Below are 24,604 nucleotides of genomic sequence, written 5' to 3'. Positions count from 1 at the left end.
CAGGAACAGCGCAGGCACGACATAGTGCAGGCCCGCATCGACCCACCATTGCAGCCCGGTCGGTTGCCACAGCCCCTGCAATGCAAGCACGTAGACGCACGCGGTCACGCCGATGCACAGCGCCAGGCCCGCCGCCACTGTCGGCTTGAGCATTCTGCCAAGGAGCACCCACCCGCATCCGACGCAGACAGCCAGGTTGCTGAGGATGGTGAAATAGCCAAAGAAGCGCAGCGTCGCCACGCCGATCCCGGCCGCCCCCCCCGGCCCGCGCACCAGCAACACGTACTGCAAAAGCAGTGAGGCTGTTGCCACCATGGCAGTCAGTGCGGCCCATCCGCGCAGAAAAGAGCGATCGGTTGCCATGGCTCGGTTCCCTGGGTCGATGCCGCGAGCATGCCACAGGCGTCGCCGGCGACCGTAAGATTGCCTCACAATAGGCCGATGAGCACACCCGACACCCGCAAAGCGCTGTGGCAGATCCATTTCTGTGTCCTGCTGTGGGGCGTCACCGCCATCCTCGGCAAGCTGATCACGATGCCCGCGCTGCCGCTGGTGTGGTGGCGCATGCTGCTGGTGACGGCGATGCTGGCCCTGCTGCCGCGGGTCTGGCGCGGGTTGCGTACCCTGCCCCTGCGGCTGGTCGCCGGCTACGCCGGCATCGGCGCGCTGGTCGCCCTGCACTGGCTGACGTTCTACGGCGCGGTGAAGCTGGCCAATGCCTCGGTGGCTGCCACCTGCATCGCACTGGCACCGGTGTTCACCTCGATCATCGAGCCGTGGGTGGCCAAGCGGCCGTTCCAGCTGCGTGAGCTGGCGTTTGGCCTGGCGGTGCTGCCGGGTGTTGCGCTGGTGGTCGGTGGCGTGCCCGATGGCATGCGCCTGGGTGTGTTGATCGGCGCGATCTCGGCGCTGCTGGTGGCGGTGTTCGGTTCGCTCAACAAGCGCATGGTCAGCCATGCCGATCCGCTCACGGTCACCGCGCTGGAGCTGGGTGCCGGCACCCTCACACTGACCCTGCTGGCGCCGCTGATGCCCTATCTGCTGCCGGCGCTGGCCAGCCCGCTGTGGGTGGTCCCGAATCTGCACGACGGGATCCTGCTGCTGGTGCTGGCCGGGTTCTGCACGCTGCTGCCGTTCGCCCTGGCCCTGGTCGCGCTGCGCCACCTGAGCGCCTACACGGTGCAGCTGGTGACCAACCTGGAGCCGGTCTATGCGGTGGTACTGGCGGTGGTGCTGCTGCGCGAGCAGCACGAAGTCACCCCGTGGTTCTACCTGGGCGTGGCGATCATCGTCGGCGCGGTGTTCCTGCATCCGCTGCTGAACCGCCGCAAGCCGGTGCAGCATCCAGAAATCCTCGGCACGGCCGAAGCGCGCAACATCGCCGATTGAGTGCATCCACGCATGGCGTGGATGGCCGCATCAGCGCTGCGGCCAATGCCAGGCCGGCGCATCCAGCAGGCCCTGCCCGCTCAACAGCGTGCGGCCCTGGTCCTTGTACAGATGCAGCGAATGGCACCCTGGCGCCTGTTCCAACGCCGCGATCAGCCGGCTGGCGTGCGACACCACCCATACCTGGCTGCGCGCACTGGCTGCGATGATGAGCCGCGCCAGCGCCGGCAGCAGGTCCGGGTGCAGGCTGGTCTCCGGTTCGTTGAGCACCATCAGCGGCGGTGGGCGTGGTGTGTGCAGCGCCGCCGCCAGCAGCAGGAAGCGCAGCGTGCCGTCGGAGAGCTCGGCCATCGACAATGGCCGCAGCAACCCAGGTTGGTGGAAGCGCAGCGCCAGGCGTCCATCCAGCGCCTCGAAATCGACCGTAGCGCCCGGGAACGCGTCGTCGACGCTGCGTGCCAACGCAACCGGGTCGCCGATCTCGAGGATGGTCACCCAGGCCGCCGCCAGGTCCCGGCCATCGTGATGCAGCACCGGCGTGCGCGTGGCCATCGCCGGTTGCCGCGCCGGGGCATCGCCATCGCTGCGGAAATGGTCATAGAAGCGCCAGCAACGGATGTACTCACGCAAGGTGATCGTTTCGGGCATGCGCTGCGGATCGCCGACCTGGGTGAACAGGCTGTCGAACAGCGACAACCGGTCATCCACCAGATCCCAACCGCGCGCATGGCGCTGCCGCACCATCGCCCCGCGACGATCGACCAGCTGGTTGGCGCTGCGCAGGAACGGCCCCGCCCAGATCGCCTCGGCCTTGATCTGCGGGTCCAGCGCAAACGCCGAACGGCTGGGCGGCGGGTAGCCGAGATCGATGGCGTAGCCGAATTCGTCGGTGGTGAAGCCGAGCTTCAATCCCACCGATTCCTGGCGTGGGCCGCCCTGCAAGGGGATTTCGCCGGCAGCAACCCGACGGTCTATTTTTTCCGGGCCCGCCCACAGCGCCGAACCCAGCCCACCTTCGCGGGCCAGCACCGCCGCGACGCCACCCTGCGCGGTCTCGGCCAGCAGGCGCAGCGCGCGGTACAGGCTGGACTTGCCACTGCCATTGTCGCCGGTCACCACATTCAACTGCTGCAGCGGCAATACCAACCCGTGCAGCGAGCGATAGTGGGCGATGGCCAGGGTCTGCAACATGGTCGGCGTCCGGGAAAACAGGGCGTCATCCTGCCCGCTCTTGATCGCAGGCGCTGCGACGCGATGTGAATCGGGAAGAGCATCCACGCATGGCGTGGATCTACCGGGCGGGGCGCTTCAGCCCGCTACTTCCACCCGGTTGCGGCCATTGCCCTTGGCCCGGTACAGCGCCTTGTCGGCACGTGCCAGCGTGTCGTCCACGCTTTCACCGGGCTGGTGCTGGGCGATGCCGATACTGATCGTGACCGGGAAGCCCAGTGGCAGGTCGGCCACGGCCAGGCGCAGGAACTCGCACTGAAGTTCGGCGGTGCGCAGGTCGGTTGCGGGCATCACTGCCACGAACTCCTCGCCGCCATAGCGCGCCGCCATGCCACGGCCGGCAAAGTGCGACCGCAGCAGCGCGCCCAGTTCGGCCAGCACGCGGTCGCCGGTGGCGTGGCCCTGGAAGTCGTTGATGTGCTTGAAATGATCGATGTCCAGCAGCGCGACGCAGGCCTCAGCGGGCTGCTCCCCGGTCATCGCCACGGCCTCGTCCAGCGCCGCTGCCATCGCGCGGCGGTTCGGCAGGCCGGTCAGCGCATCAGTGCGGCTCTGCTCGGCCAGGTCGGCGTTCTGCGCCAGCAGCACGTCGTGGTACTCCGACAGCAGGCGCTCATAATCATCGCGTTCCAGCATGTGGTTCTGGATGTCGAGCGCGAAACGGCGCAACTCCATCACCAGCATCACCTGCCGCGACAGTGCGGCCAGCGCCTCGGCCTTGTCGCTGGCCAGGTGTTGCGGCTGTGCGTCGAACACGCACAGCGTACCCAGCGGCAAGCCGTCGGAGCTGATCAGCGGCGCGCCGGCATAGAAGCGGATGTGCGGATCGCCGACCACCACCGGATTGTCGTGGAAGCGCACATCCTGCAGCGCATCCTCGACCACCATGATCTGCTGCGGCTGCAGGATGGCATGGCCACACATCGATTCGCTGCGCAGGTTTTCCGCCGCATCGATGCCCTGGATCGACTTGAACCATTGCCGTTCGACATCGATCAGGGTCACCGCCGCCATCGAGGTGCCGCAGACTGCCTTGGCGATCACCACCAGGTCGTCGAAGGATTTTTCACGCTCCGAATCGAGGATGCGGTAGCGATACAGCGCCTCGAGCCGAAGGGCTTCGTTGGCGGGCTTGTCGGGCTTGATCATGCAACGTCACGTTCCGGCAGGTCACCGCGAAGTCTAGCGGAAGCCGGTGCGCAATCCGCATGGCAGGTCGTGCCGGCCGTTGGCCGGCATCCCGGATACATCGCGCGCCCATTGCAGCCGGCCAGCGGCGGGCACTACCAGTCCAGCTGCTTCGGCAGCAGGCCCTGCAGCTCCTGCTCGGTCAGGTTGCGCCACTGGCCCGGCTTCAGCGCGCCAATCTTGATGTTGTCGATGCGCACGCGGCGCAGCTGGGTCACGCGATAGCCGAACTCGGCGGCCATCAGGCGGATCTGCCGGTTCAGGCCCTGCTGCAGGGTGATGCGGAAACCGAACTTGGCGATGCGCGAAGTCTTGCATGGCAGCGTCATCTGGTCGTGGATGCGCACACCACGCGCCATGCCGCGCAGGAACTCATCGGTGACCGGCTTGTTGACCGCCACCAGATACTCCTTCTGGTGGCCATTCTCGGCACGCAGGATCTGGTTGACGATGTCGCCGTTGCTGGTCATCAGGATCAGGCCTTCGGAGTCCTTGTCGAGGCGGCCGATCGGGAAGATGCGCTGTTCATGGCCGACGAAGTCGACGATGTTGCCCTTGACCGACGTCTCGGTGGTGCAGGTGACGCCGACCGGCTTGTTCAGCGCGATGTAGACGTGGCGGCGGGCGCCGGGCTTGCGGGCCACGCGCGCGCGCAGTGGCTGGCCATCCACCAGCACCTGGTCTTCCTCGCCCACCACCGCGCCGGTGCCTGCCGGGTGGCCGTTGACGGTGACCCGGCGGGCGGCGATCAGGCGATCGGCCTCGCGGCGGGAGCAGAAGCCGGTGTCGGCGATGTGTTTGTTGAGTCGGGTGGTCATCGCCCTATTATCCGGCATCGCCGCCCGCCGCGCTTCATGCCAGGCCGGGTGGATCGAGTTCTTCGCCGTCGAACACCCGGTTGCGGCCGGCACGCTTGGCCACGTACATGGCATGGTCGGCCCGGCGCAGCAGCGCGGCGAGATCGTCCTCGCCCGGCCGCCACTGCGCCAGGCCGATGCTGGCGGTGACCTCCAGGCCGGGCACCTGCAGCGCCCGGGCCGCCTCCGTGATGTGCCGGCGCAGGCGATCCAGGCGCGCCGACGCCGCCTCCCGCGGCATGCCCGGCATCAGCAGCAGGAACTCTTCGCCCCCCATCCGCACTACCTGGTCCTGGCTGCGTACCGCGGCACGCAATGCGCGCGCCACCGCCACCAGCACCTGGTCCCCCACGGCGTGGCCATGGCGGTCATTGATGTCCTTGAACAGATCGATATCGAGGAAGCCGATCACCAGCGGGCCACGTTCGCGGTCAACCCGCTCCAAGTGGCGGGCCAGCTGCTGCAGGCCGGCACGGCGGTTGGGCAGGCCGGTCAGGCCATCAGTCTCGGCCAGCTGGCGCAGTTCATCGCGCTGCTGGCGCAGGCGACCTAGCCGCTGGTTCAGTGCGTAGGCGGCCATCATCAGCAGCCAGGTCACCGCCAGCTGCAGGGCCTCCACGCGGTATTCCAGCAACCACGCCGCGCGGCAGGCGTCGGCCAGGATCAACACCAGCATCGGCGCCAGCGCCGCCAGCCCCGCCTGCGCCCAGCGGTCACCGCGCAGCCGTGCCCACACCCCTGCCATCAACGCCAGGCCACAGCCCAGCAGATAGGACACCTGCAGGCCCTGCGCCACCCAGGCCAGGCTGTCCCATGGCAGCCAAGGCACCAGTGCAGCCAACGCCAGCAATCCCCAAAGCGCCAGCAGCTGGAACGGACGCGAACGCGGCAACAGGCGATCACCGCCATTCAGCCGCCACAGCGCCGGCAGCACCAGGGCCTGCGTGGCCGCAGTCAACACCAGCAGCCACCAGGCACCGCGCTCGCCCACCGGCAGCCAGGGTTCCGGATAGCCGCTGAGGCCACCGAGGATGGCCTGCCACAGCACCAGCACGGTGGTACCGGCGATGTAGACCAGGAAACTGCGGTCGCGGGTGGTGAGGAAGGCCATCAGTGCCGACAACGCCAGTGCGATCGCCACGGCGATGCAGGCCGCGCGCACCAGCAGGCGGGCGGTATCGTTCTGCTGCACGGGACTGGGCGCGCCCAGCCGAAGGGTGGGTACCCAACGCGCCTTCAACGGCGTCTGCCACGACACCAGGAAGGGATCGTGACTGCCCGCTGGCGGCACCGCCACCAGCCCGATGCCTGCGCGGAAGCGTGAGTCTCGGGTACGGGCATCGTGCATGTTGCCGCAGATCTCGCGATCGCCATACTGCACGCGGACTTCGCCAGCGAACACATTGAACACGTCCAGGGCCTGCGGTTGCCCCGACCAGCCACCCGGCGGCGCAGGCACCTGCACCTGCTGCCGGTGACCGGCCAGCATGCCCGGCGTGCATGCGCGATGTGGAGTGGGTTCATCGGTGGCTGCGCCGACCAGCAGGTAATCGCGGCCGGCTTCGGCGGCGGCGGCCCACAGTGGCCACGGCGTTGCCAACCACACCAGCAGCACGACCAGCACCGCCCCTGTTCCGTACTGCCACTGCCTGCCGCCCACGCCACGTCCTGTTCCTGCTTACGCCCGCGCCCACTGCGCGTCGCCCCTGGCGGGCATTATCGCAGCCGCGGCTGCAACGCATGTGTAGACCAAAGTCGCCGCAGACCATTCAGCCTGCGGCGGGAGGACCTTTCACGGCCACCAGGCGCACCGGCCGCAGGTCGGCCAGGGTCATCCGTTCCAGTGGCTGCGGTCGCTCGACCGCATAGCCCTGCAGGCCCTGCACCCCAAGCCGGGTCAGCGCGGCGGCGACTTCGGCGGTCTCTACCCATTCGGCCACCACCTCCATCTGCAGCTCGCGCCCCAGTTCACTGATCGCGCGCACGGTGGCGTGACTGACTGGATCGGTATCCATGTCGCGCACGAAGGCCCCGTCGATCTTCAGGATGTCGGCCGGCAGCTGGCGCAGGTAGCCGAACGAGGACAGCCCGGAGCCGAAATCGTCCAGCGCCATCCGGCAGCCGCGCGCCTTCACCGCATCGATGAACGCGCGCGCCTGGCTGAGGTTGCTGATCGCGGCGGTCTCGGTGATCTCGAAGCACAGCTTGGAGGCCAGCGCGCGATTGCGCTCCAGCAGGTCGCAGACGAAGGCGAGGAAGCCGGGCTCGGCGATCGACTGCGCCGACACGTTGACGTTGCACAGTCCCAGCTGCCGCACATGCGCCGGGCACACCTGCAGGTGCCGGAACAGCAGGCCGAGCACGTGCCGGTCCAGCGCCACGGCCATGCCATAGCGCTCCACCGCCGGCATGAACTGGCCCGGCAGGTGCAGGCTGCCATCGCTGCCGCGCATGCGCACCAGCACCTCATAGTGCAGGTAGGTGGGATCGCCGACGCGGGCGATGCGCTGCGCATACAGCACCATGCGGTTCTCGGCCATGGCCAGGCTGACGCCCTGCAGCCGCTCGGCTTCCCGGCGCCGTTCCTCCAGCGCCATGCGGTTCTCGTTGAAGCAGTGCACGCGGTTGCGCCCGGCCTGCTTGGCCGCATAGCAGGCACTGTCGGCGGCGCTCATCAACCAGTTCACATCCGGTGCATCGGCGCTGACCTCGACCACGCCGATGCTGCAGCTCAACTGCGGGCTGCCCTCGCTCACCAGGAACGTCGCCTGCCCCAGATTGCGGATCACGCGCTGCAGCACGCGCTTGGCCTCGTCCTGCCCGGCATGGGCGAGGAACACCGCGAACTCGTCCGCACCCAGCCGGCCCACCCAGTCACCATCGCGCACCGCCGCCACCAGGTACTCGGCGAAGCTGCGCAGCATCTGGTCGCCGGCGGCATGGCCGAAGCTGTCATTGACCAGCTTGAAATGGTCCAGGTTGATGTAGCACAGCGCGTGCGTGCCACCTTCGCTGCGCACCTGCAGCAGTGCGCGTTCCAGCAGGCGCTCGATCTCGCGCCGGTTGATCAGGCCGGTCAGCGGGTCATGGCTGGCGTGGTGCTCGATCTCGCGCGCCAGTGCATGGTTCTGGCTGACGTCTTCGATGATCGCGAACACCGACAGGCCGCCGCCGGCGCTGCGCACACCGGTGCCGCTCCAGCGGCCCCAGACCAGGCTGCCATCGCGACGGCGGAATCGCAGTTCGCTCGGGCGCAGCTGGCGGTCCCAATCGATGCGCCCCACCCCGTCAATGACCAGCTCGCCGTCCATCAGCAGGTCAGCCAGCGACAGCTGCAGCAGCACGTCGCGGCGATGATCGAGGATGTCGGCCATCGCCTGGTTGGCCTCGATCACCTTGCCTTCGGTATCGAGCTTGAGCATGCCGACGTTGGCCTGGTAGAACGCTGCGCGGAAGCGGCTCTCGTGTTCGGTCAGGTCCTTGCCGACGCGGCGCGCCAGGGCCACCGCCATCAGGCTGATCGCCAGCACCGACAGGCCCGCGACCATCAACGTGGCCAGCCTCACCAGCGTCGCCATCCGCAGCAGCGCCTGCGAGAACGCCTGGCTCTGCACCTTCATCCGCTGGTCCAGGTCACGCAGCTGCTGCAGGTACTGGTCACGCGTGGCTGTCAGCAAGGGGCCACCCTCGTGCCGCCGCTGCAACTCATCGACCAGGCGCTGCAGCGCCATCAGGTCCCCGTCGGTCTGCCGCCATAACGCGGTCGCTTCGCGGAAAGCACCGATATCGCGCGCGTAGCGGAACGAAAACACCAGGCGCGGAATGTCGGCGTGCGCGTTGCCCCCCTGCAGGAAGCCCTGCCGGGCCTTCTCTTCGTCAGGCTCCGCCTGTTCCAGCGCCAAGCGCGCCTGCAGATCGCCCAACGGCACCTGCAGGGCCTGGCGTGCATCGTCCAGGTCCTGGACATTGCCGCGCGCCAGGTAGCGACTGAGCGCGGCGGTCGCATCCTGCTGACCGCGCGACCAGTATCCCTGGCCGGCGATCCAGGCGGTGGAGGCCGCCTGCAGTTCCTGGATCAACGCCGACAGTGCGACCAGTCCGATCGCCATGCCGGTCAACAACGCAAATCGCAGTCCCAGCCCCCGGGTCATCGGCACCCGCCGGCTCTGTTGGTCCGTGCCACTCCTACCCATCCCGGATCCCCCCGAATGTGCTGCGGTGACAACCTCCTTTGGAACCGGACCAGCCTATGACCGGCAATGTGTTGACCGTGCGAAAAAGGGGACGGAGGGGATTAAGTCGTTTTCGGCATAAGCGCATGGCCTGCCATATACGACTTAATCCCCTCCGTCCCCTTTTCCTGTACGCCAGCCCGGGGGCTGGCGTTGCTCTGGACGGCTGTGGGTGCAGCTTAGAAGCTGCGCGGGCCGCGCGGCTTGAAGCCATCACGACGTGGCGAGCGGCTGTCGCGGTCACCGCCGCGGTCGCCGCCATGGCCACCCGGACCACCCGGACCACCACGACGCGGGCCACCGGGGCCGCCCGGACCACGCTTGTCGAAGCGCGGCTTGAACGGACGCGGGGCCGGGTTGATCTCTTCACCGGCCGCCAGCGGACGCATCTGCAGCTGCTGGCCGGACACCCACACCTTCTGCAGGTGCGACAGCACGTCCGGCGGCATCTGTGCCGGCAGGTCCAACAGCGAGAAGTCGTCGTGGATGTCGATGCGGCCGATGAAACGGCTTTCCAGGCCGGCTTCGTTGGCGATGGCGCCGACGATGTTGGCCGGCTTCACGCCATGCTGATGGCCCACCGAAATGCGGTAGGTCTCCATGCCCTGCTCCGGTGCACCACGCGGCGGAACTTCACGGCGCGGACGCTGCTCGAAACCACCTTCGGCGTCGTCGCGACGCGGGCCACGCTCGAAGCGCGGCCCCCGCTCGTTGCGGTCGAAGCGATCACCACGTTCCGGGCGGTCACCACGGTCGAAGCGCTCGCGCGCTGCGCGCTCTTCGCGCGGGGCACGCACTGGCGGCTGCAGCAGGAACGGGGTATCGCCCTGCAGCATCCTGGCCAGCGCGGCGGCGATCTCGATGGCCGGCACGTTCTGCTCGTTCTCGAAGCGCTCCAGCAGCTGGCGGTAGAAGTCCAGGCCACCGGTACCCAGGGTTTCGCTGATGCGCGAGGTGAACTTGTTGATGCGGGTGTCGTTGACCGCTTCCACGCTCGGCAGCTGCATCTCTTCGATCGGCTGGCGGGTGGCGCGCTCGATCTGGCGCAGCATGCCCTTCTCGCGCGGGGTGGCGAACAGGATCGCCTCGCCGCTGCGGCCGGCACGGCCGGTACGGCCGATGCGGTGCACGTAGCTCTCGGTGTCGTACGGGATGTCGTAGTTCAGCACGTGGCTGATGCGCTCCACGTCCAGGCCGCGGGCGGCCACGTCGGTGGCCACCAGGATGTCCAGCTTGCCTTCCTTCAGCATGGCAATGGTGCGCTCGCGCTGGGCCTGCTGCATGTCACCGTTGATGGCGGCAGCGGCCAGGCCACGCGCCTGCAGCTTGCTGGCCAGTTCTTCGGTGCCGGCCTTGGTGCGCGCGAAGATGATCATCGCGTCGAACGGCTCGACTTCCAGGATGCGGGTCAGCGCGTCCAGCTTGTGCATGCCGCTCACCCACCAGTAGCGCTGGCGGATGTTGGCCGAGGTGGTGGTCTTAGCCGCGATGGTCACTTCCACCGGGTCCTGCAGGTAGGTCTGCGCGATGCGGCGGATCTGCGGCGGCATGGTGGCCGAGAACAGGGCCACCTGGCGCTGCTCCGGCAGCTTCTTCAGCACGGCTTCCACATCGTCGATGAAGCCCATGCGCAGCATTTCATCGGCTTCGTCCAGCACCAGGGTCTTCAGCTCGGACAGGTCCAGGGTGCTGCGGTCCAGGTGATCGATCACGCGGCCGGGAGTACCGACCACGATGTGCACGCCACGGCGCAGGGCCGACAGCTGCTGGCCGTAGGGCTGGCCGCCGTACACCGGCAGCACGCGGAAGCCCGGGATCTTCGACGAATAGGACTGGAACGCCTCGGCAACCTGGATGGCCAGTTCGCGGGTCGGCGCCAGGATCAGGGCCTGGGGCTTGATCTGCTGCAGGTCGATGTTGGACAGTACCGGCAGTGCGAACGCAGCGGTCTTGCCGGTACCAGTCTGGGCCTGGCCCAGCACGTCGCGGCCTTCCAGCATCGCCGGGATGGTGGCGGCCTGGATCGGCGACGGCGTTTCGTAGCCGATGGCGGTGACCGCCTGCATCACGGGCTCGGACAGGCCGAGCTGCGCGAACTGCAGCGGCGCTTGGGAATCTTGGGACATGGGGAACTCCGAAGGCACTGCCGTCTTCCTGGCAGTGCGATAAAAAGGGTGATGGTCCGCGCTTTGGGCGCCCTTCTTATCGCGTGCCCTGGCGCTGCTCGGTCGGAGGAGATTTCACTCGCTCAGAGCGGAATGATACCGCATTGATCCTGAACGAGGCGTACAGCTTTCCATGCGCGTGCCGTCGTGCCCCGTGCTGGCGCACAATACGCGCCCGCTTCCCGGCCCGGCCGCTGGCCTGCGCCCTCTTTCCAGGACCCCTCGCTCCATGCAGATTCTCGAATTCGACCTCGACGGCGACTACGTCGAACTCAAGCAGCTGCTGAAGCTGGCCGACCTGGTCACCAGCGGCGGCGAGGCCAAGATGGTCATCAGCGAGGGCCAGGTGCGGGTCGACGGTGAGGTCGAACTGCGCAAGGCCTGCAAGATCCGCGCAGGCCAGGTGGTCGAGTTCGCCGACAGCCAGATCCGCGTGCTGGCCGCTGGCTGATCCGAGAGTGTTCAGGCCACGCGCTGGGTCAGGTGCGAGGCGATCAGCTGCCTGAACGGCGCCACGCCCTGCGCCAGGCGTAGGCCCGCGGCCCGCAGCAGGCGTGCCGGGCGACGATCGTCGGTGTACAGGCTGGCGATCGCGTTGGTGGCCTCGTACAGCGGCCGCGACGCCAACCGATGACCGCGTTGGTAGCTGGCCAGCATGCCGGCGGCGGCAATGTCCGCACCGCGCCGCTGCTGCGCGACGATGCCCTGTGCCAGCCGCTGTGCGCTGGCCAGTCCCAGATTGAAGCCGTGCGCGGTGACCGGGTGCATGCCCACCGCGGCATCGCCGATCAGCGCGGAACGCTCGCCGACGAAACGGTGCGCGTACACCCCCACCAGCGGATACGCCTGCGGTGTGGCCACCGGCTGCATGCGGCCCAGCCGATGCTCGAAGCAGGCACTGATGGCCTCACCGAAAGCCACCTCGTCCATCGCCAGCAGTTCTTCGATCTGCCGCGGCGGCAGCGTGATCACCGCCGATGCCTGGCCCTCGTTGAGCGGCAGCAGCGCCATGGTGCGGCCGTAGCCGAACCACTCCCAGGCCGTGTGGTGATGGTCGCGCTCGACCTGCATGCGGCATACCAGCATCGACTTGCCGAAGTCGCGCATCTGCGCACCGATGCCAAGCATGCGGCGGGTGGCGGAGAAGCGGCTGTCAGCTGCGACCAGCAGGCGCGCGTGCAGTTGACTGCCGTCATCGAGTCTGACCACCTGGCCCTGCGCATCGGCCTGCACGCCCAGCACCTTGCGCCCGTCGAACAGCTCCAGCCCATCCTGGCCCTGCACGGCGTCCCAGGCAGCACGGCGGATCAGATGGTTGGGTACCAGCCAGCCCAGCGGCTGGCCGTCGACCTGGCTGCTGGCGAAGGTCAACGCGAACGGCGAGCCGCCGTTCATCACCCTGGCATCGCGCAGCTCGGCGACTTCGGCCTGCGGCAGGCGCTGCCACAGCCCCAGTTGTTCCATGCTCTGCCGCGAGGCATGGGTCAGCGCGATCTCGCGGCCATCAAAGGCGGCGTCGGCCAGGGCCTGGCGCGGCTGCACTTCGACCAGCCCGACCTGCAGGCCACTGCCGGCCAGCGCACGCGCGAAGCACAGGCCCGCCGGTCCGGCGCCGACCACCACCACGTCCATCCTGCGCATGCGCGCCTCCTGCCGTTGATTCAGTCCGGGCCAGCATAGCGCCGCGCGCCTGAGCGGCCTTGATCTGGATCAGGCCGACTTACAGAAGTGCGAACACCAGCGCCAGGATCGACAGCAGCGATACGAGCCAGACCAGGCTGCGTACGTAGGGCACGCCCGCGGCATACAGCGGCAGGTAGACCACACGCGCCCAGACGTAGGCCTGCGCAGCCAGCGCCGTGGTGCCGTTGCTGCGCCCGGCCACGACCACTGCGATGGCGGCAGCGGCAAAGAACGGGAAGGTTTCCAGGAAGTTGGACTGCGCACGCTGCAGGCGGCCGGCCAGCGGGCTGAGCGGCTTTGCATCGCCATCCCGTGCCGAGGCATTCCACTTCATCCCGCGCTCGCGGGTGACCACGGTGGAGGTGGCGAAGATGTAGACAAAACCCAGCAGCACCGACCAGGCCAGCATCGTCAGTTCAGTTGCCATCGCTCATCTCCTCAGGGCGCCGACGCGCGCAGGCTGTAACCGGCCAGGCGCCACACCTGGTCTTCGTCGAAACGGAACGAGACCAGCTCGCGCACCGGCTGTGCGCTGTTGGCGAAACGGGTCGGGAAGCTGACATTTATGTACAGCCCTTCCGGCACTGCGGCGCCGGGGCTGTACTTGACCCGGGTGATGGTCGGCTGGCCACGCCCGGCCAACGCACCGAGGCGTGCACGCTCGGTGGTCAGCTGGCTCACGAAGGTGGCCTTCGGCACCGCACGGCGCGCGACGGCCGAAGCGCCATCCCACAATTCGCCGGCGCGGTTGGCATCGACCAGTTGCGCCGCCTTCAACGCAGCCGCGCCCATTTCCGCGTCCTGCTTCTGCACCTGGGCCTGCTGCGCAGCGGTCAACGCCGGGGCACCTGCAGTGGCGGGCTTCGCGGCCGCCGGCGATGCCGGGGCCGGGCGCGCGGGTGCCGGTGCCGGCGTGGCCGGCGCAGGTGCCTGCGCCAACGCAGTCAGGGGCAGCAGGGACAGCAGCAGGAGCACGCGCTTCATGGACACCGCCGGTTCTGGAGGAAAGGACCGCAGTCTACGCCAGCGCAGTGAGCGGTTCGTCAGCGCGCGTGGGCGTTGCCTTCCACCGCCGCCGCATCGGCCTGCGCGGCCGGCGTGCCGGTCTCTGCTGGCGCCTGTTCGGCCACCGGCGGCGGCTCCGGCGGCGCTGGTGGTAGCGTCGCCACATCGATCTCCGACAGCGGGCTTTCGTCGGGGCAGACCGCGTCCGGGAAGCCGAAGCGCTGCTTCAACGCCTGGCCGCAGCTGTTGATCGACTCCATGTCGGCGCCCTCGCGCTTGCACTGCTGGTCGAAGGCGACCAGGAAGGCGTCCTTGCGCTGCACGAAATCGTCGCCGCAGGCACGCATCTGCTTGATCCGTTCCAGATCGTCCTGCACCGCATTGGTGCCATCCAGACCGTACTGGCGCAGTTCGTCCGGAGTCAGCAGGCGCAGGCTGCGGTTGGGCACGGTCATCATCAGATCGGCCACACCGACCGCCACGCCGTTGCGTTGCAGGTAGTCCTTCACGTTGTCGTAGACCTCGTGCAGCTCGCGGTTGAGCTCGGCGCGCGAGGTGGCCTTGGAACTGATGCGCATCATGCGGTGGATGCCGACCTTGCCCGACAGCAGGCGGTTGTCGCCGGCGGCCAGCACGAACACGCAGGCGCTATGGCAGATCGAGCCTTCGCGCACCCAGATGGTCCAGCCCGATTCACCGATGCTGTCACCGGCGACAATCGCCGACTCCACCTGCCCCCCGCTGGAATCCAGATCGAGGATGCGCTTGTGGATCTTCTGCTCGTCAGCGACCACGGCCAGTCGCCACATCATCTCGGCGAAGCCCGGATTGATCTTGCCGGCGTAACGCACGCGCATCAGGCCGCGCTCGGCGCACGGCGCCAGCGCCTGGGTGATCTGCTCGCGCTGCAGGCCTTCCAGCTCGACACCGTCACCGGCATCGCCAGCATATTCCGTGCTGCAGCTGACCCAGGCACGGCCATTCTCAAGCTGCGCCTGCGGCCACGGCCGATCCGCCTGGCTGCGCGGCGGCGCTGGCGGTGGCGGTGCATCGGCCGCATTGATCGACACCATGTTCTCGCCATCGCTGGCCGGCGCCCGCGCCGCCTTGTCAGCAGCGGTCACATTGCCTGGATTTTCCAGCTGGCTGCAGCCCGCCAGGGCCAGGCACAACAGGGGCAACCAGCGGCGTTTGGCGGACATCGGGCAACCAGTCTTCACGTGAGCAGGAGCCACAGTCTACCCGTCCGGGGGACGCATTCAGCGCGTGGCACTGAACCCCTTCTGACCCTTGGGGAAGCGTGTCGACCAAGGTCGACACCTACCAGAGCGGGATGCTGTTGCCGGCCAGCGGCCGGCACTACCGCGATGTCTGGCGCAGCCCGGCCTGACCCCCTTCAGCATCCATGTCCGAATGTGGCGAGTATCGCCGCCCGCACGGGCCTAGACTGGCGCCATGGACACCGCCCTCGCCCTCGACACCGCCGCCTGCGACCGCGCCCGCCTGGCCCGCGACGCACGCTTCGACGGCGTGTTCTTCACCGCCGTGCGCAGCACCGGCATCTATTGCCGCCCGGTGTGCCCGGCACCGCCGCCGAAGCCGCGCAACATCACCTACTTTCCGACCGCCGCGGCCGCTGCGGCCGCCGGGTACCGCCCCTGCCTGCGCTGCCGCCCGGAATTGGCACCGCAGGCCCAGCAGGCCCTGGCCGGACAGACCGTGCAGCGGGCACTGGCGCTGATCCACGGCGGCTTCCTGCAGGAGCAGCCGGTGGCCGATCTTGCAACGAAGCTCGGCCTCAGCGCGCGCCAACTGCAGCGCCTGTTCGTCGAACATCTCGGCGCGACGCCCGGGCAGATCCACGCAACCCATCGCCTGTTGCTGGCCAAACAGTTGCTGACCGAAACCACGCTGGCGGTGACCGACGTCGCGCTGGCTGCCGGCTACAACAGCCTGCGCCGCTTCAATACCGCGTTCCTGCAGGGCTGTGGGATGGCGCCGACCGCCCTGCGTCGCCAGCATCAACCGTTGGCTGCAGATGATGGCGGCCTGGTGCTGCGCCTGGGCTACCGTCCACCACTGGACTTCCCACGCATGCTGGCCTTCCTGCGCAAACGCAGCCTGCCCGGCATCGAACTGATCGGCGAAGACAGCTACCAGCGCGTACTGGGTACGCCCGAGCGCCCCACCCTGCTGCGCGTCACCGCCGATTCGAAGCGGCCGGAACTGCGCCTGCAATTGGGCGCGGTGGATCCGCGCCTGATCCCCGACATCGTGCGCCGCGTGCGTCGGGTGTTTGATCTGGATGCCGACCTGCAGCAGGTCCATGCCGCGCTGGGCGAAGAACCGCTGCTCGCGCGTGGCATCGCCGAACGCCCCGGACTGCGCGTACCCGGCGGCTGGGATGGCTTCGAGGTGGGCGTACGCGCGGTACTCGGGCAGCAGGTCAGCGTGGCCGCGGCCACCACCTTCGCGCGGCGCCTGGTCGATGCCTACGGCGCACACCTGCCGGGCATGCCATCGGAATTCGATCGCCAGTTCCCCGCGCCCGAGGTACTGGCCGAGGCACCATTGGAATCCATCGGCCTGCCGCGCAGCCGCGCGGCCACCGTGCGCGCCCTGGCCGCCGCCTGCGCCAGCGGCCGGCTCGACTTCGGGCCCGGCCAAGCTTTGGAGGAATTCGTGGCCCGCTGCGTTGCACTGCCCGGCATCGGCCCCTGGACCGCTCAGTACATTGCCCTGCGCGGACTCGGCCAGCCCGATGCCTTCCCGGCCGGCGATCTTGTACTGCAGCAGGTGCTCGGCCACGTCCAGGGCCAGCGCCTCAGCGAACGCGCGACCGAAGCGCGCTCGCAACCATGGCGCCCGTGGCGCGCCTACGCGGTGCTGCACCTGTGGCACCTGTCCGGCACGTTCGTTGGAGAACCGACATGACCCTGTTGTTCGATCGTTTCGACAGCCCGATCGGCGTATTGACCATCGCCGGTGACGAGCGTGGTCTTGCTCACGTGCTGTTCCCGGAGAACCGCCACCCCGCGCGCGGGCGCGACGGCTGGCATCACGCGCCGGGCGCATTGCCCGAAGCGCGCGAACAACTGCTGCAGTTCCTGCACGGTGAACGCAGCCGGTTCGACCTGCAGCTTGCACCACGAGGCACGCCTTTCCAGCTGCGCGTGTGGCAGGCGCTGGCGTTGATTCCGTTCGGCCAGACCTGGAGCTATCTGCAGTTGGCGCAGCACCTGGGCCAGCCCAGCGCGACCCGCGCGGTGGGCGCGGCCAATGGCCGCAATCCATTGCCGATCATCCTGCCCTGCCACCGCGTGATCGGCAGCAACGGTGCACTGACCGGCTTCGGCGGCGGCCTGGAAACCAAGGCCGCGCTGCTGCGGCTGGAACAACGCCAGGCCCCGCTGTTCGCCTGAGTGGGCTGGCCGGGCTGCGCCCGGCACCCGCAGAGGCTAGAGCAACAGCAACAGCGGGCTTCCTGCGGGGAGCCAGGGTGGGTCCAGTTGCAGGGGACGCTGCAAGTCCCCCTCCGGGTCCCGGCCCAGCCGCTGGCGGCTGGGCGTTCGGGCGCTTGCGAAGCAGTGCTTCGCAAACAAAGCGCCCTCACCCTTGTAAGCTCGGTCGCGCCATCCATGGCGCTCACGCCCCTGCAACCGGACCCACCCCGCCTTCGACTGATTCCTGCGATCTGCCGGGACGGCGTACTGCGCGGCGGCTGGTAGGTGTCGACATTGGTCGACACGGTAAATCCACGCCATGCGTGGATGGAGGCATCTGGAATCTGTCTGGAGAAAAGCCCCCTTCTTGTTGAAGGGGGCGCGCCGACAGGCGCGGGGATAAGGAAAAATGCGCGGACACGGCGCGCGATAGTGCGCCGTGTCTTGGGCGCGTCATTACCTCGCACTATCATGCGCGGATGACTTCCGTACGCCTGACCTGCGCGCTGGCGCTGCTGCTGCCCTTGGCCGCCTGCACCACCGCACCCGCCCCTTCCGCTTCTGTTCCCACCACTGTTGCAACAGCGGCGCCGCCCAAGCTGCTGCTGATCTCCATCGACGGCCTGCGCGCCGACGCGCTGGACCGCGGCCTGACCCCGAATCTGCAACGCCTGATCGACGGCGGCGTGCGTGCACGCTGGATGACCCCGTCCTATCCGTCACTGACCTTCCCCAACCACTACACCATCGTCACCGGCCTGCGTCCGGACCACCACGGCATCGTCAACAACAGCATGGACGATGAAGCACTGGGCCGGTTCGAGCTGAGCAATCGCGAAGCGGTCACCACCAGTGGCTGGTGGGGCGGCGAACCGATCTGGGTCGGCGCAGAGAACGCTGGCGTGCGTTCGGCCACCACGTCATGGCCGGGCAGCGAATCGGAGATCCGTGGTGTACGCCCCAGCCAGTGGCGCATCTACGACGGCAAGGAACCGCTGGAACAGCGCGCCGGCATCGTGCTCGATTGGCTTGCACAGACCGACGCCGATGCACCCCGCCTGACCACGCTGTACATGGAACACGTGGACAAGGCCGGCCACAACTACGGCCCCGAGTCGAAGCAGTATGCCGACGCCATCGTGCGCGCCGACCAGATCGTCGGCCAGGTGCTCGACGGACTCCAGCAACGTGGGCTGGCCGCAACCACCAATGTGATCGTGGTCTCTGACCATGGCATGGCCAGCGTGCCGGTCGGCCAGGTGATCTCCACCGAATCGATGGTTGACCCTGCGATTGCGCGCAATGTCAGCCAAGGCCAGTCGGTCGGCTTCGCACCGGTGGTCGGCCATGAAGCTGCCGCCGAACGCGCCCTGCTCGGCCGCCACGCGCACTACGAATGCTGGAAGAAAGAAAAACTGCCGGCGCGCCTGCACTACGGCACCCATCCGCGCATTCCCGCCATTGTCTGCATGATGGATGAAGGCTGGGATGCCCTGCATCAGGAAAAGATCGCCAAGCGCGAACAGCAGGACCGCGGCTCGCACGGCTACGACAACGCGCTGCCGTCCATGCGTGCAGTGTTCGTGGCCAGCGGTCCGTCGTTCCGCCAGGGCCTGGTGATCGATGGCTTCGACAATGTCGATGTCTATCCACTGCTGGCGCACCTGCTGCAGGTGCCGGCCGCGCCGAATGACGGCAACCCGGAAACGCTGAAGAAGACCCTGCGCTGATCCGGTTGTAGAGCCGAGCCCACGCTCGGCTGCATTGCGCCAGCCGGGCATGGGCTCGGCTCTGCAAAATCGTGCATAAAAAAACGCGGCGCCAGGCGCCGCGTTTTCTTTGGACCGGTCGGTCGGCCGGATCAGGCCTTGGCGACGGCCTTCTTCGCCACGGCCTTCTTCGCCGGAGCCTTGGCCACGGTCTTCTTGGCAACCGGGGCGGCGGCGCCTACGGCGACCTTGCTCGCGGTATGCGAACGGGCGTTGCCGTAGCTGGCGTTGTAGCGCTTGCCCTTGGCGGTCTTGCGGTCACCCTTACCCATGTCTTCAACTCCTCAAGTGTGAAATCTGGTTACCCCGTACTGACACGGGTTCGGCGGGGCCGCCTTGCTGGGCGCCCCCGCGCACGATCGAAAATCCTATCACGGAGCGCCTAGTGCGCGCAGCTGGCGTCGTGTACGTGGCCGTGGTTCAGGCGCAGATTGACCAGATGGGCAACGCCCACCAGCAGGCCACCGATGGTCATCACCACCGCATGCGGCACGGCGTTGTGATGCAGCGGCTCGTACAGCACGCCGGCCCACAGCGCCACCAGGCCGGGGATCAGGAAGCCCAGCGCACGCAGCGCGCCGTGGCGGCGGTAACCCCAGACCAGGCTGAACAGCCCAAGCAGGGTCACGAACAGCACCAGCGCCTGTTCAACGCCGTCGCTCAGCCAGAACGACAGGCCCAGCGAGGGCGCTGCCGCCAGCAGCACCGGGATGACTGCGCAATGCACCGCGCACAGCATCGAACCGGTGGCACCGAAACGGTCGAGCAGGTGGCGCAGGCGTGAGGACAAGGACATGACTTCCAGCAGGGTCGGCGAATCGTTATGGAATAATATAACATCCCTTCCTGACCCGCACGCTTTCCCTCTCCCCGTCCCTCGACGGGATTCGTGCGCCCAGCGATTGATACAGTGTAACAAAGGACCCATCCATGCCCACCCACACCGCACGGCTCAAGCCGCATTCCCTGGCTCTGGCCCTCGCCGCCCTGCTGCCGTCCGGCGCCTTTGCAGCCGGTCAGGACGCCGCCCATCGTGACCGCCACCTGACCGAGCTGTCCTCGGTGCAGGTCACCGCGTCGCCGCTGCAGGGCGATGCCGAATCCCTGGCGCGCCCGGTGGACGTGCTGGCCGGTGAGCGCCTGGACGAGCAGAAGGCCGGCACCCTCGGCGATACCGTGGCCAAGCTGCCCGGCGTGCAGAGCACCTTCTTCGGGCCCGGCGTCGGCCGCCCGATCATCCGCGGCCAGGAAGGCCCGCGCGTGGCCGTGCTGTCCAACGGCATGGGCAACATGGACGCCTCCACGGTCAGTGCCGACCACGCCACCAGCATCGAGCCGTTCCTGGCTGACCAGATCGAAGTGCTGAAGGGGCCGGCGACGCTGCTGTTCGGCAGCGGCGCCATCGGTGGCGCGGTCAATGTGGTCGATGGGCGCATCGCGCGCGAACTGCCGGAGCGCCCGCTCAGCGGCTGCGCCGAGCTGCGCGGCAATTCGGTGAACAATGAACGCAGCGGCATGTTCCGCCTCGACGGCGTCAGCGGCAACGTCGTGCTGCATGTGGATGGCCTGGTCCGCAACGGCGACGACTACCGCATTCCCGGTTACGCGGTGATCGACAGCCTTGAAGACCACCACGACGACCACGACCATGACCACGCGGGCGAGGAAGGCGAAGAACCGCGCCGCGGCCGCCTCGACAACAGCTCGATCCGCACCCGCGCCGGTGGCGTCGGCGCAACGTGGCTGGGCGACGGCGGCTACTTCGGCGTATCGGCCAGCACCTACCGCACCAACTATGGCATTCCCAATGGCGCGCACGTGCACGCCGACGGTGATGATCATGGCCATGACCACGGTCACGACCATGGCGATGAAGAGGAAGGCGGCGACGAGCATGACGTGCGCATCGACATGGTGCAGAACCGCTTCGAGACCAAGGCTGGCATCTACAACCCGGTCTCGTTCCTGAAGAACATCAACGCACGCGTGGCCTACACCGACTACGAGCACGTGGAGCTGGAGGCCGGCACGCCGTCCACCCGTTTCACCAACCGCGGCATCGAGGCACGCCTGGAAGCGGTGCAGCAGCAGATCGGCGGCTGGGACGGCGCCTTCGGCCTGCAGTTCGGCAACAGTGATTTCGGCGCCAAGGGCGAAGAGGCATTCGTTCCGGATACCGGCACCAAGAACATCGGCCTGTTCGTGCTGCAGGAAAAGCAGTTCGGCCCGTTCAAGCTGGAACTGGGCGGCCGCCATGACCAGGTCAAGCTGGACCCGCGCGGTGACTATCGCCGCCGCACGTTCGGCGCCACCAACCTGTCGGCCGCTGGCATCTGGAAGCTCAACGACGCCGTTGACCTGCGCATCGGCGTGGACAGCTCCGAGCGTGCACCGACCAACGAAGAGCTGTATGCCGCCGGCGCGCACATCGCCACCCGCTCGCTGGAAATCGGCGACTCCAACCTGAAGACCGAGCGCGGCCAGCGCGTGGAACTGGGCATCCACACCCACAGCGAGCGCCTGGACTTCTCCGCGTCGGTCTACCAGACCAGGTTCAAGGACTTCATCTACCTGGCCGACACCGGTGTTACCGAAGGCCTGCCGGTCCGCGCCTGGACCCAGCAGGACGCGGTGTTCCGCGGCGCCGAGGCCGAAGCGCTGGTGCACCTGTTCGAGGGCGGCGCCGGTGACTGGGATCTGCGCCTGTTCGGCGACTACGTGAAGGCCAAGCTGGATGGCAGCGGCAGCCGCAACCTGGACATCGCCGTGCCGCATGGCGACCACAACCACAACTACTCGGTGGAGCTGGCCAACACCGGCTACCTGCCGCGCATCGCCCCGGCCCGCGTCGGCGCCGACCTGCGCTGGTCGAAGGACGGCTGGCGCGCCTCGGTCGGTGCGGTGCGCTACAGCCGCCAGAAGGACGTCGCGCAGAACGAAGCACCGAGCGATGGCTACACCCTGGTCGATGCGCACCTGGCCTACCGCTGGGACCGCAACGCCAGCAACAGCTACGAAGTCTTCCTGGATGGCAGCAACCTGACCAACCGTGAAGTGCGCCCGCATACCTCGCTGCTGCGCGACTACTCGCCGCTGCCGGGCCGTGGGGTCGCATTCGGCATCCGCGCGTTCTTCTGATCGGATGCAGGGGGGCGGATCCCTTTCCGCGGGAAAGGGCTCTGCCCCCACTCGCCCTTCCACGCATGGCGGGGCCGCACCACGAATACCATTCTCTCTCCCGGGGGGCCGTCTGGCCCCCCGTTCCTTTATGCGTGAGCGAGGTCGCGGCGCCCTCGCTCACACACCCGTCACAAAGATGTGCGTACCACAACAAGCGGACAATCCCGTCACCCAATGTCTCGCCAATCGGACACTTTTGTCCGAAAATAATTCCATGACTGCCCAACGTGCCGATGCCGCTGCCCGCCGTGCCCTCATCCTCGACGCCGCCGATCATGTGTTCGGCCAACACGGTGTCACTGCCCCACTGGACCTGGTGGTCGAACGCGCCCAGGTGGGCCGCGCCACCCTGTACCGCAACTTCCCCGACCGCACCGCGCTGATCCAGGCGCTGCTGCAGCGCACGGTTGATCGCATCCGGCGCCAGGTCGAACAGCTCGGTGACCGCGACGACGCCCTGTTCGAGGTGTTCGAGGGCATGGCCCAGCGCATCATCGATTCGCCCGCACTGGCCGATTACTGGCGCGCGGTCGATTCGGACGTGCCGGCCATGCGCGCGGCGCGCGAGACCGTGCGCGACCTGCTGGAGGAGCCGATCGCCCGCGCCAAGGCCGCCGGACTGTGCCGTGCCGACCTGGAAAAGACGGATATTTCACTGATCTCGGGCATGCTGGGTGCGGCCCTGCGCGGCAAGACCCGCGACGAGCGCGCCCACCTCGCCGGGCGCGCCCTGCAGCTGCTGCGCGGGGGTCTCCAGGGAGCAACCAGCGAGGCGCGCTGATGGTCCAGCCGTATCTGAAGCCGGTTCCGGATTGGGAGGAGCATGAGAAGCCGACCATGCCCGGCTCGGCGTCGATGCCCTGGCACCCGCCGTACCGGCGCGCGGCCTATGCGCTGGTATCGTTGCTGGTGGCGATCACCGGCGGCCTCGGCAATGCGCTGGTCACCGCCAACCTGCCGTTCCTGCAGGGCCAGCTGGCGCTGACCCCGACCCAGGGCAGCTGGCTGGTAGCGGCCTATGCCATGGTCAACGTCACCGCCAACCTGCTGGCCTTCAAGTTCCGCCAGCAGTACGGCATCCGCCTGTTCGCCGAAATCGGGCTGGGGCTGTATGCGGCGCTGGCGGTGCTGCACCTGTTCGTCGGCAGCTTCGAGACCACGATGCTGACCCGTGCCGCCAGCGGCTTCGCCGGCGCGGCCTGTTCAACGCTGGGCACGCTGTACATGCTGCAGGCGCTGCCGCGGCGCTTCACCGGCAATCTGCTGGTGGTCGGCGTCGGCCTTTCCCAGCTGGCGGTGCCGATCGCCTGGATCGTCTCACCAGGCTTGGTGGATACCGGCCAATGGCACCAGCTCTATTCGTTTGAAGCCGGGCTGGCGCTGTGTGCGTTCGCCGCTGTGGTGGTGTTGAAGCTGCCGCCCGGCATCCAGGTGAAGGCCTTCGAGCCGCTGGATTTCCTTACCTTCGCGTTGCTGGCGCCGGCGGTTGCGCTGCTGGTGATCGTATTGGCGCAGGGCTACACCCGTTGGTGGCTCAACACGCCGTGGCTGGGCTGGGCCCTGGTCGCCTCGATCGTGCTGTCCACCACCGCCTTGATCATCGAGCACTACCGGCGCAATCCACTGCTGCAGATCCGCTGGCTGTCGACGCTGCCGGTGCTGCATTTCATCGTCGGCGCCTTCCTGATCCGCTTCCTGACCACCGAGCAGTCCTATGGCGTGGTCAACCTGATGCGCACGCTCGGCATGGGGCCTGACCAGATGCGGCCGCTGTTCGTGGTGATCCTGGCCGGGGTGATCGTGGGCATCGCCGGTGCCTCGCTGACCTTCGGCCCGAAGCGGCTGATTGCCCAGCTGCTGATGGCGATCCTGCTGCTGGGCGCTGCCGCCTTCTTCGACCAGCACCGCACCAGCATGGATCGGCCGCACGATTTCTACGCCAGCCAGTTCCTGGCCTCGGTCGGCGCCGGCATGTTCATGGGTCCGTTGATCATGCTCGGCATTTCCGCTGCGTTGAAACAGGGCGTGGACCACATGATCACCTTCCTGGTGACGCTGTCGATCACGCAGACACTGGGCGCCCTGGCCGGCTCGGCAGTGCTGGGCACCTTCCAGCTGCATCGCGAGCAACTGTACTCCAGCGCGCTGACCAGCCAGCTCGACCCCGCCGATCCGGTGGTGGCACAACGCCTGCGCATCCAGCAACAGCTGTACAGCGCACAGATCACCGACCCGGTGCTGCGCAGCGCGCAGGGCAGCGCGCAGCTGGCGCAGACCACGCGCCGCGAAGCCAATGTGCGCGGCTTCAATGATGTGTTCACCCTGAGCGGTTGGCTGGCGATCGGTTTCCTGTGCTGGTTGCTGCTGCTGTCGCTGCGCACCGCCGTGCTCAAGCAATGGCGCAAGCGCCACCCCACTTCACCCGTTGCGGCCACCCCGGCCGCGCACCGCTGAGTCCTCCGC

At 67.9% G+C, this 24,604-nt stretch carries 20 protein-coding genes and 1 pseudogene; 8 read left to right on the top strand and 13 right to left on the bottom strand.

Translation table 11 applies throughout. The annotated features are described in order from the left end of the window. Positions 1-6: 6 nt before the first annotated feature. Positions 7-315: pseudogene (locus ACZ75I_RS06200) on the bottom strand (Pr6Pr family membrane protein); the annotation flags it as partial. A 126-nt stretch (positions 316-441) separates the two neighbouring features. Between ACZ75I_RS06200 and ACZ75I_RS06195 the strand changes: the two are divergent. After that, positions 442-1,389 carry a DMT family transporter gene (locus ACZ75I_RS06195; protein ID WP_346476550.1) on the top strand — a complete coding sequence of 316 codons (948 nt, stop codon included), beginning with the start codon at positions 442-444 and terminating at the stop codon, positions 1,387-1,389. 30 nt (positions 1,390-1,419) lie between these two features. On the opposite strand, the gene ACZ75I_RS06190 is transcribed toward ACZ75I_RS06195, so the two are convergent. The 6 genes from ACZ75I_RS06190 to ACZ75I_RS06165 form a co-directional block, all read right to left on the bottom strand. Next, on the bottom strand, positions 1,420-2,580 hold the full coding sequence (locus ACZ75I_RS06190; RefSeq protein ID WP_346476549.1) for an AAA family ATPase: 1,161 nt from the start codon (positions 2,578-2,580) through the stop codon (positions 1,420-1,422). A gap of 117 nt (positions 2,581-2,697) precedes the next feature. Next, positions 2,698-3,768, bottom strand: a complete 1,071-nt coding sequence (locus ACZ75I_RS06185; protein WP_005415818.1) for a sensor domain-containing diguanylate cyclase — start codon at positions 3,766-3,768, stop codon at positions 2,698-2,700. 134 nt (positions 3,769-3,902) lie between these two features. Then, positions 3,903-4,625: a pseudouridine synthase gene (locus ACZ75I_RS06180; protein WP_019659152.1), complete on the bottom strand. Its 723-nt coding sequence runs from the start codon at positions 4,623-4,625 to the stop codon at positions 3,903-3,905. A 34-nt stretch (positions 4,626-4,659) separates the two neighbouring features. Beyond that, entirely contained in the window at positions 4,660-6,324 is a 1,665-nt protein-coding gene (locus tag ACZ75I_RS06175; RefSeq protein WP_180869272.1) for a diguanylate cyclase, read from the bottom strand. Positions 6,325-6,433: 109 nt separating this feature from the next. Further along, positions 6,434-8,857 carry a putative bifunctional diguanylate cyclase/phosphodiesterase gene (locus ACZ75I_RS06170; RefSeq protein ID WP_346476546.1) on the bottom strand — a complete coding sequence of 808 codons (2,424 nt, stop codon included), beginning with the start codon at positions 8,855-8,857 and terminating at the stop codon, positions 6,434-6,436. A 218-nt stretch (positions 8,858-9,075) separates the two neighbouring features. After that, positions 9,076-11,022, bottom strand: a complete 1,947-nt coding sequence (locus tag ACZ75I_RS06165; RefSeq protein ID WP_472958828.1) for a DEAD/DEAH box helicase — start codon at positions 11,020-11,022, stop codon at positions 9,076-9,078. A 268-nt stretch (positions 11,023-11,290) separates the two neighbouring features. Between ACZ75I_RS06165 and ACZ75I_RS06160 the strand changes: the two genes are divergently transcribed. Continuing rightward, complete coding sequence (locus ACZ75I_RS06160; protein WP_014036469.1) at positions 11,291-11,512, top strand: RNA-binding S4 domain-containing protein; 222 nt, start codon at positions 11,291-11,293, stop codon at positions 11,510-11,512. Between the two features lie 11 nt (positions 11,513-11,523). Here ACZ75I_RS06160 and ubiM read toward each other — a convergent pair whose 3' ends face one another. The 4 genes from ubiM to ACZ75I_RS06140 form a co-directional block, all read right to left on the bottom strand. Beyond that, positions 11,524-12,702, bottom strand: coding sequence for a 5-demethoxyubiquinol-8 5-hydroxylase UbiM (gene ubiM / locus ACZ75I_RS06155; RefSeq protein WP_346476544.1), 1,179 nt, complete (start codon positions 12,700-12,702; stop codon positions 11,524-11,526). Between the two features lie 79 nt (positions 12,703-12,781). After that, the gene (locus ACZ75I_RS06150) at positions 12,782-13,171 is read right to left on the bottom strand and encodes an MAPEG family protein (RefSeq protein ID WP_180869280.1); all 390 of its coding nucleotides are present in this window, start codon (positions 13,169-13,171) and stop codon (positions 12,782-12,784) included. 11 nt (positions 13,172-13,182) lie between these two features. Beyond that, a complete protein-coding gene (locus tag ACZ75I_RS06145) occupies positions 13,183-13,728 on the bottom strand; it encodes a DUF4019 domain-containing protein (RefSeq protein WP_472958827.1) in 546 nt (181 codons plus the stop codon). Positions 13,729-13,787: 59 nt separating this feature from the next. Then, the gene (locus tag ACZ75I_RS06140) at positions 13,788-14,951 is read right to left on the bottom strand and encodes a COG3904 family protein (protein ID WP_061479514.1); all 1,164 of its coding nucleotides are present in this window, start codon (positions 14,949-14,951) and stop codon (positions 13,788-13,790) included. Positions 14,952-15,204: 253 nt separating this feature from the next. Between ACZ75I_RS06140 and ACZ75I_RS06135 the strand changes: the two genes are divergently transcribed. From ACZ75I_RS06135 to ACZ75I_RS06125, 3 genes are all read left to right on the top strand, one after another. Beyond that, positions 15,205-16,683, top strand: coding sequence for an AlkA N-terminal domain-containing protein (locus tag ACZ75I_RS06135; protein ID WP_472958826.1), 1,479 nt, complete (start codon positions 15,205-15,207; stop codon positions 16,681-16,683). Next, positions 16,680-17,171, top strand: a complete 492-nt coding sequence (locus ACZ75I_RS06130; protein WP_061479516.1) for a methylated-DNA--[protein]-cysteine S-methyltransferase — start codon at positions 16,680-16,682, stop codon at positions 17,169-17,171. Before ACZ75I_RS06135 ends, ACZ75I_RS06130 begins: the two co-directional genes overlap by 4 nt. 500 nt (positions 17,172-17,671) lie before the next feature. Then, positions 17,672-18,922, top strand: coding sequence for an alkaline phosphatase family protein (locus ACZ75I_RS06125; RefSeq protein WP_472958825.1), 1,251 nt, complete (start codon positions 17,672-17,674; stop codon positions 18,920-18,922). Positions 18,923-19,053: 131 nt separating this feature from the next. Here the strand turns inward: ACZ75I_RS06125 and ACZ75I_RS06120 are convergent, their stop codons facing one another. Next, positions 19,054-19,233, bottom strand: a complete 180-nt coding sequence (locus tag ACZ75I_RS06120) for a 30S ribosomal protein THX (protein ID WP_004150462.1) — start codon at positions 19,231-19,233, stop codon at positions 19,054-19,056. Positions 19,234-19,343: 110 nt separating this feature from the next. After that, a complete protein-coding gene (locus ACZ75I_RS06115) occupies positions 19,344-19,757 on the bottom strand; it encodes a MerC domain-containing protein (RefSeq protein ID WP_005415804.1) in 414 nt (137 codons plus the stop codon). A 134-nt stretch (positions 19,758-19,891) separates the two neighbouring features. Between ACZ75I_RS06115 and ACZ75I_RS06110 the strand changes: the two genes are divergently transcribed. From ACZ75I_RS06110 to ACZ75I_RS06100, 3 genes are all read left to right on the top strand, one after another. Then, positions 19,892-22,099, top strand: a complete 2,208-nt coding sequence (locus ACZ75I_RS06110) for a TonB-dependent receptor (protein ID WP_472958824.1) — start codon at positions 19,892-19,894, stop codon at positions 22,097-22,099. Positions 22,100-22,355: 256 nt separating this feature from the next. Then, positions 22,356-22,922 (top strand): TetR/AcrR family transcriptional regulator, encoded by a 567-nt coding sequence (locus ACZ75I_RS06105; RefSeq protein WP_005415802.1) that lies wholly within the window; start codon positions 22,356-22,358, stop codon positions 22,920-22,922. Next, positions 22,922-24,595: an MFS transporter gene (locus tag ACZ75I_RS06100; RefSeq protein WP_061479519.1), complete on the top strand. Its 1,674-nt coding sequence runs from the start codon at positions 22,922-22,924 to the stop codon at positions 24,593-24,595. Before ACZ75I_RS06105 ends, ACZ75I_RS06100 begins: the two co-directional genes overlap by 1 nt. The last annotated feature ends 9 nt before the right edge of the window (positions 24,596-24,604 follow it).

It is taken from the genome of Stenotrophomonas sp. X, assembly GCF_055721025.1.
Note: the sequence above shows the minus strand (reverse complement) of the source record. Positions and strands in the feature narration are given on the sequence as shown.

Bases quoted from the DNA above. Each gene is read 5' to 3' on its own strand.
- ACZ75I_RS06150 (WP_180869280.1), bottom strand. From the start codon at position 13,171: ATGGCAACTGAACTGACGATGCTGGCCTGGTCGGTGCTGCTGGGTTTT.
- ACZ75I_RS06115 (WP_005415804.1), bottom strand. From the start codon at position 19,757: ATGTCCTTGTCCTCACGCCTGCGCCACCTGCTCGACCGTTTCGGTGCC.
- ubiM (WP_346476544.1), bottom strand. From the start codon at position 12,702: ATGCGCAGGATGGACGTGGTGGTGGTCGGCGCCGGACCGGCGGGCCTG.
- ACZ75I_RS06110 (WP_472958824.1), top strand. From the start codon at position 19,892: ATGCCCACCCACACCGCACGGCTCAAGCCGCATTCCCTGGCTCTGGCC.
- ACZ75I_RS06145 (WP_472958827.1), bottom strand. From the start codon at position 13,728: ATGAAGCGCGTGCTCCTGCTGCTGTCCCTGCTGCCCCTGACTGCGTTG.
- ACZ75I_RS06140 (WP_061479514.1), bottom strand. From the start codon at position 14,951: ATGTCCGCCAAACGCCGCTGGTTGCCCCTGTTGTGCCTGGCCCTGGCG.
- ACZ75I_RS06195 (WP_346476550.1), top strand. From the start codon at position 442: ATGAGCACACCCGACACCCGCAAAGCGCTGTGGCAGATCCATTTCTGT.
- ACZ75I_RS06170 (WP_346476546.1), bottom strand. From the start codon at position 8,857: ATGGGTAGGAGTGGCACGGACCAACAGAGCCGGCGGGTGCCGATGACC.
- ACZ75I_RS06180 (WP_019659152.1), bottom strand. From the start codon at position 4,625: ATGACCACCCGACTCAACAAACACATCGCCGACACCGGCTTCTGCTCC.
- ACZ75I_RS06160 (WP_014036469.1), top strand. From the start codon at position 11,291: ATGCAGATTCTCGAATTCGACCTCGACGGCGACTACGTCGAACTCAAG.
- ACZ75I_RS06130 (WP_061479516.1), top strand. From the start codon at position 16,680: ATGACCCTGTTGTTCGATCGTTTCGACAGCCCGATCGGCGTATTGACC.
- ACZ75I_RS06120 (WP_004150462.1), bottom strand. From the start codon at position 19,233: ATGGGTAAGGGTGACCGCAAGACCGCCAAGGGCAAGCGCTACAACGCC.
- ACZ75I_RS06190 (WP_346476549.1), bottom strand. From the start codon at position 2,580: ATGTTGCAGACCCTGGCCATCGCCCACTATCGCTCGCTGCACGGGTTG.
- ACZ75I_RS06105 (WP_005415802.1), top strand. From the start codon at position 22,356: ATGACTGCCCAACGTGCCGATGCCGCTGCCCGCCGTGCCCTCATCCTC.
- ACZ75I_RS06125 (WP_472958825.1), top strand. From the start codon at position 17,672: ATGACTTCCGTACGCCTGACCTGCGCGCTGGCGCTGCTGCTGCCCTTG.
- ACZ75I_RS06135 (WP_472958826.1), top strand. From the start codon at position 15,205: ATGGACACCGCCCTCGCCCTCGACACCGCCGCCTGCGACCGCGCCCGC.
- ACZ75I_RS06100 (WP_061479519.1), top strand. From the start codon at position 22,922: ATGGTCCAGCCGTATCTGAAGCCGGTTCCGGATTGGGAGGAGCATGAG.
- ACZ75I_RS06165 (WP_472958828.1), bottom strand. From the start codon at position 11,022: ATGTCCCAAGATTCCCAAGCGCCGCTGCAGTTCGCGCAGCTCGGCCTG.
- ACZ75I_RS06185 (WP_005415818.1), bottom strand. From the start codon at position 3,768: ATGATCAAGCCCGACAAGCCCGCCAACGAAGCCCTTCGGCTCGAGGCG.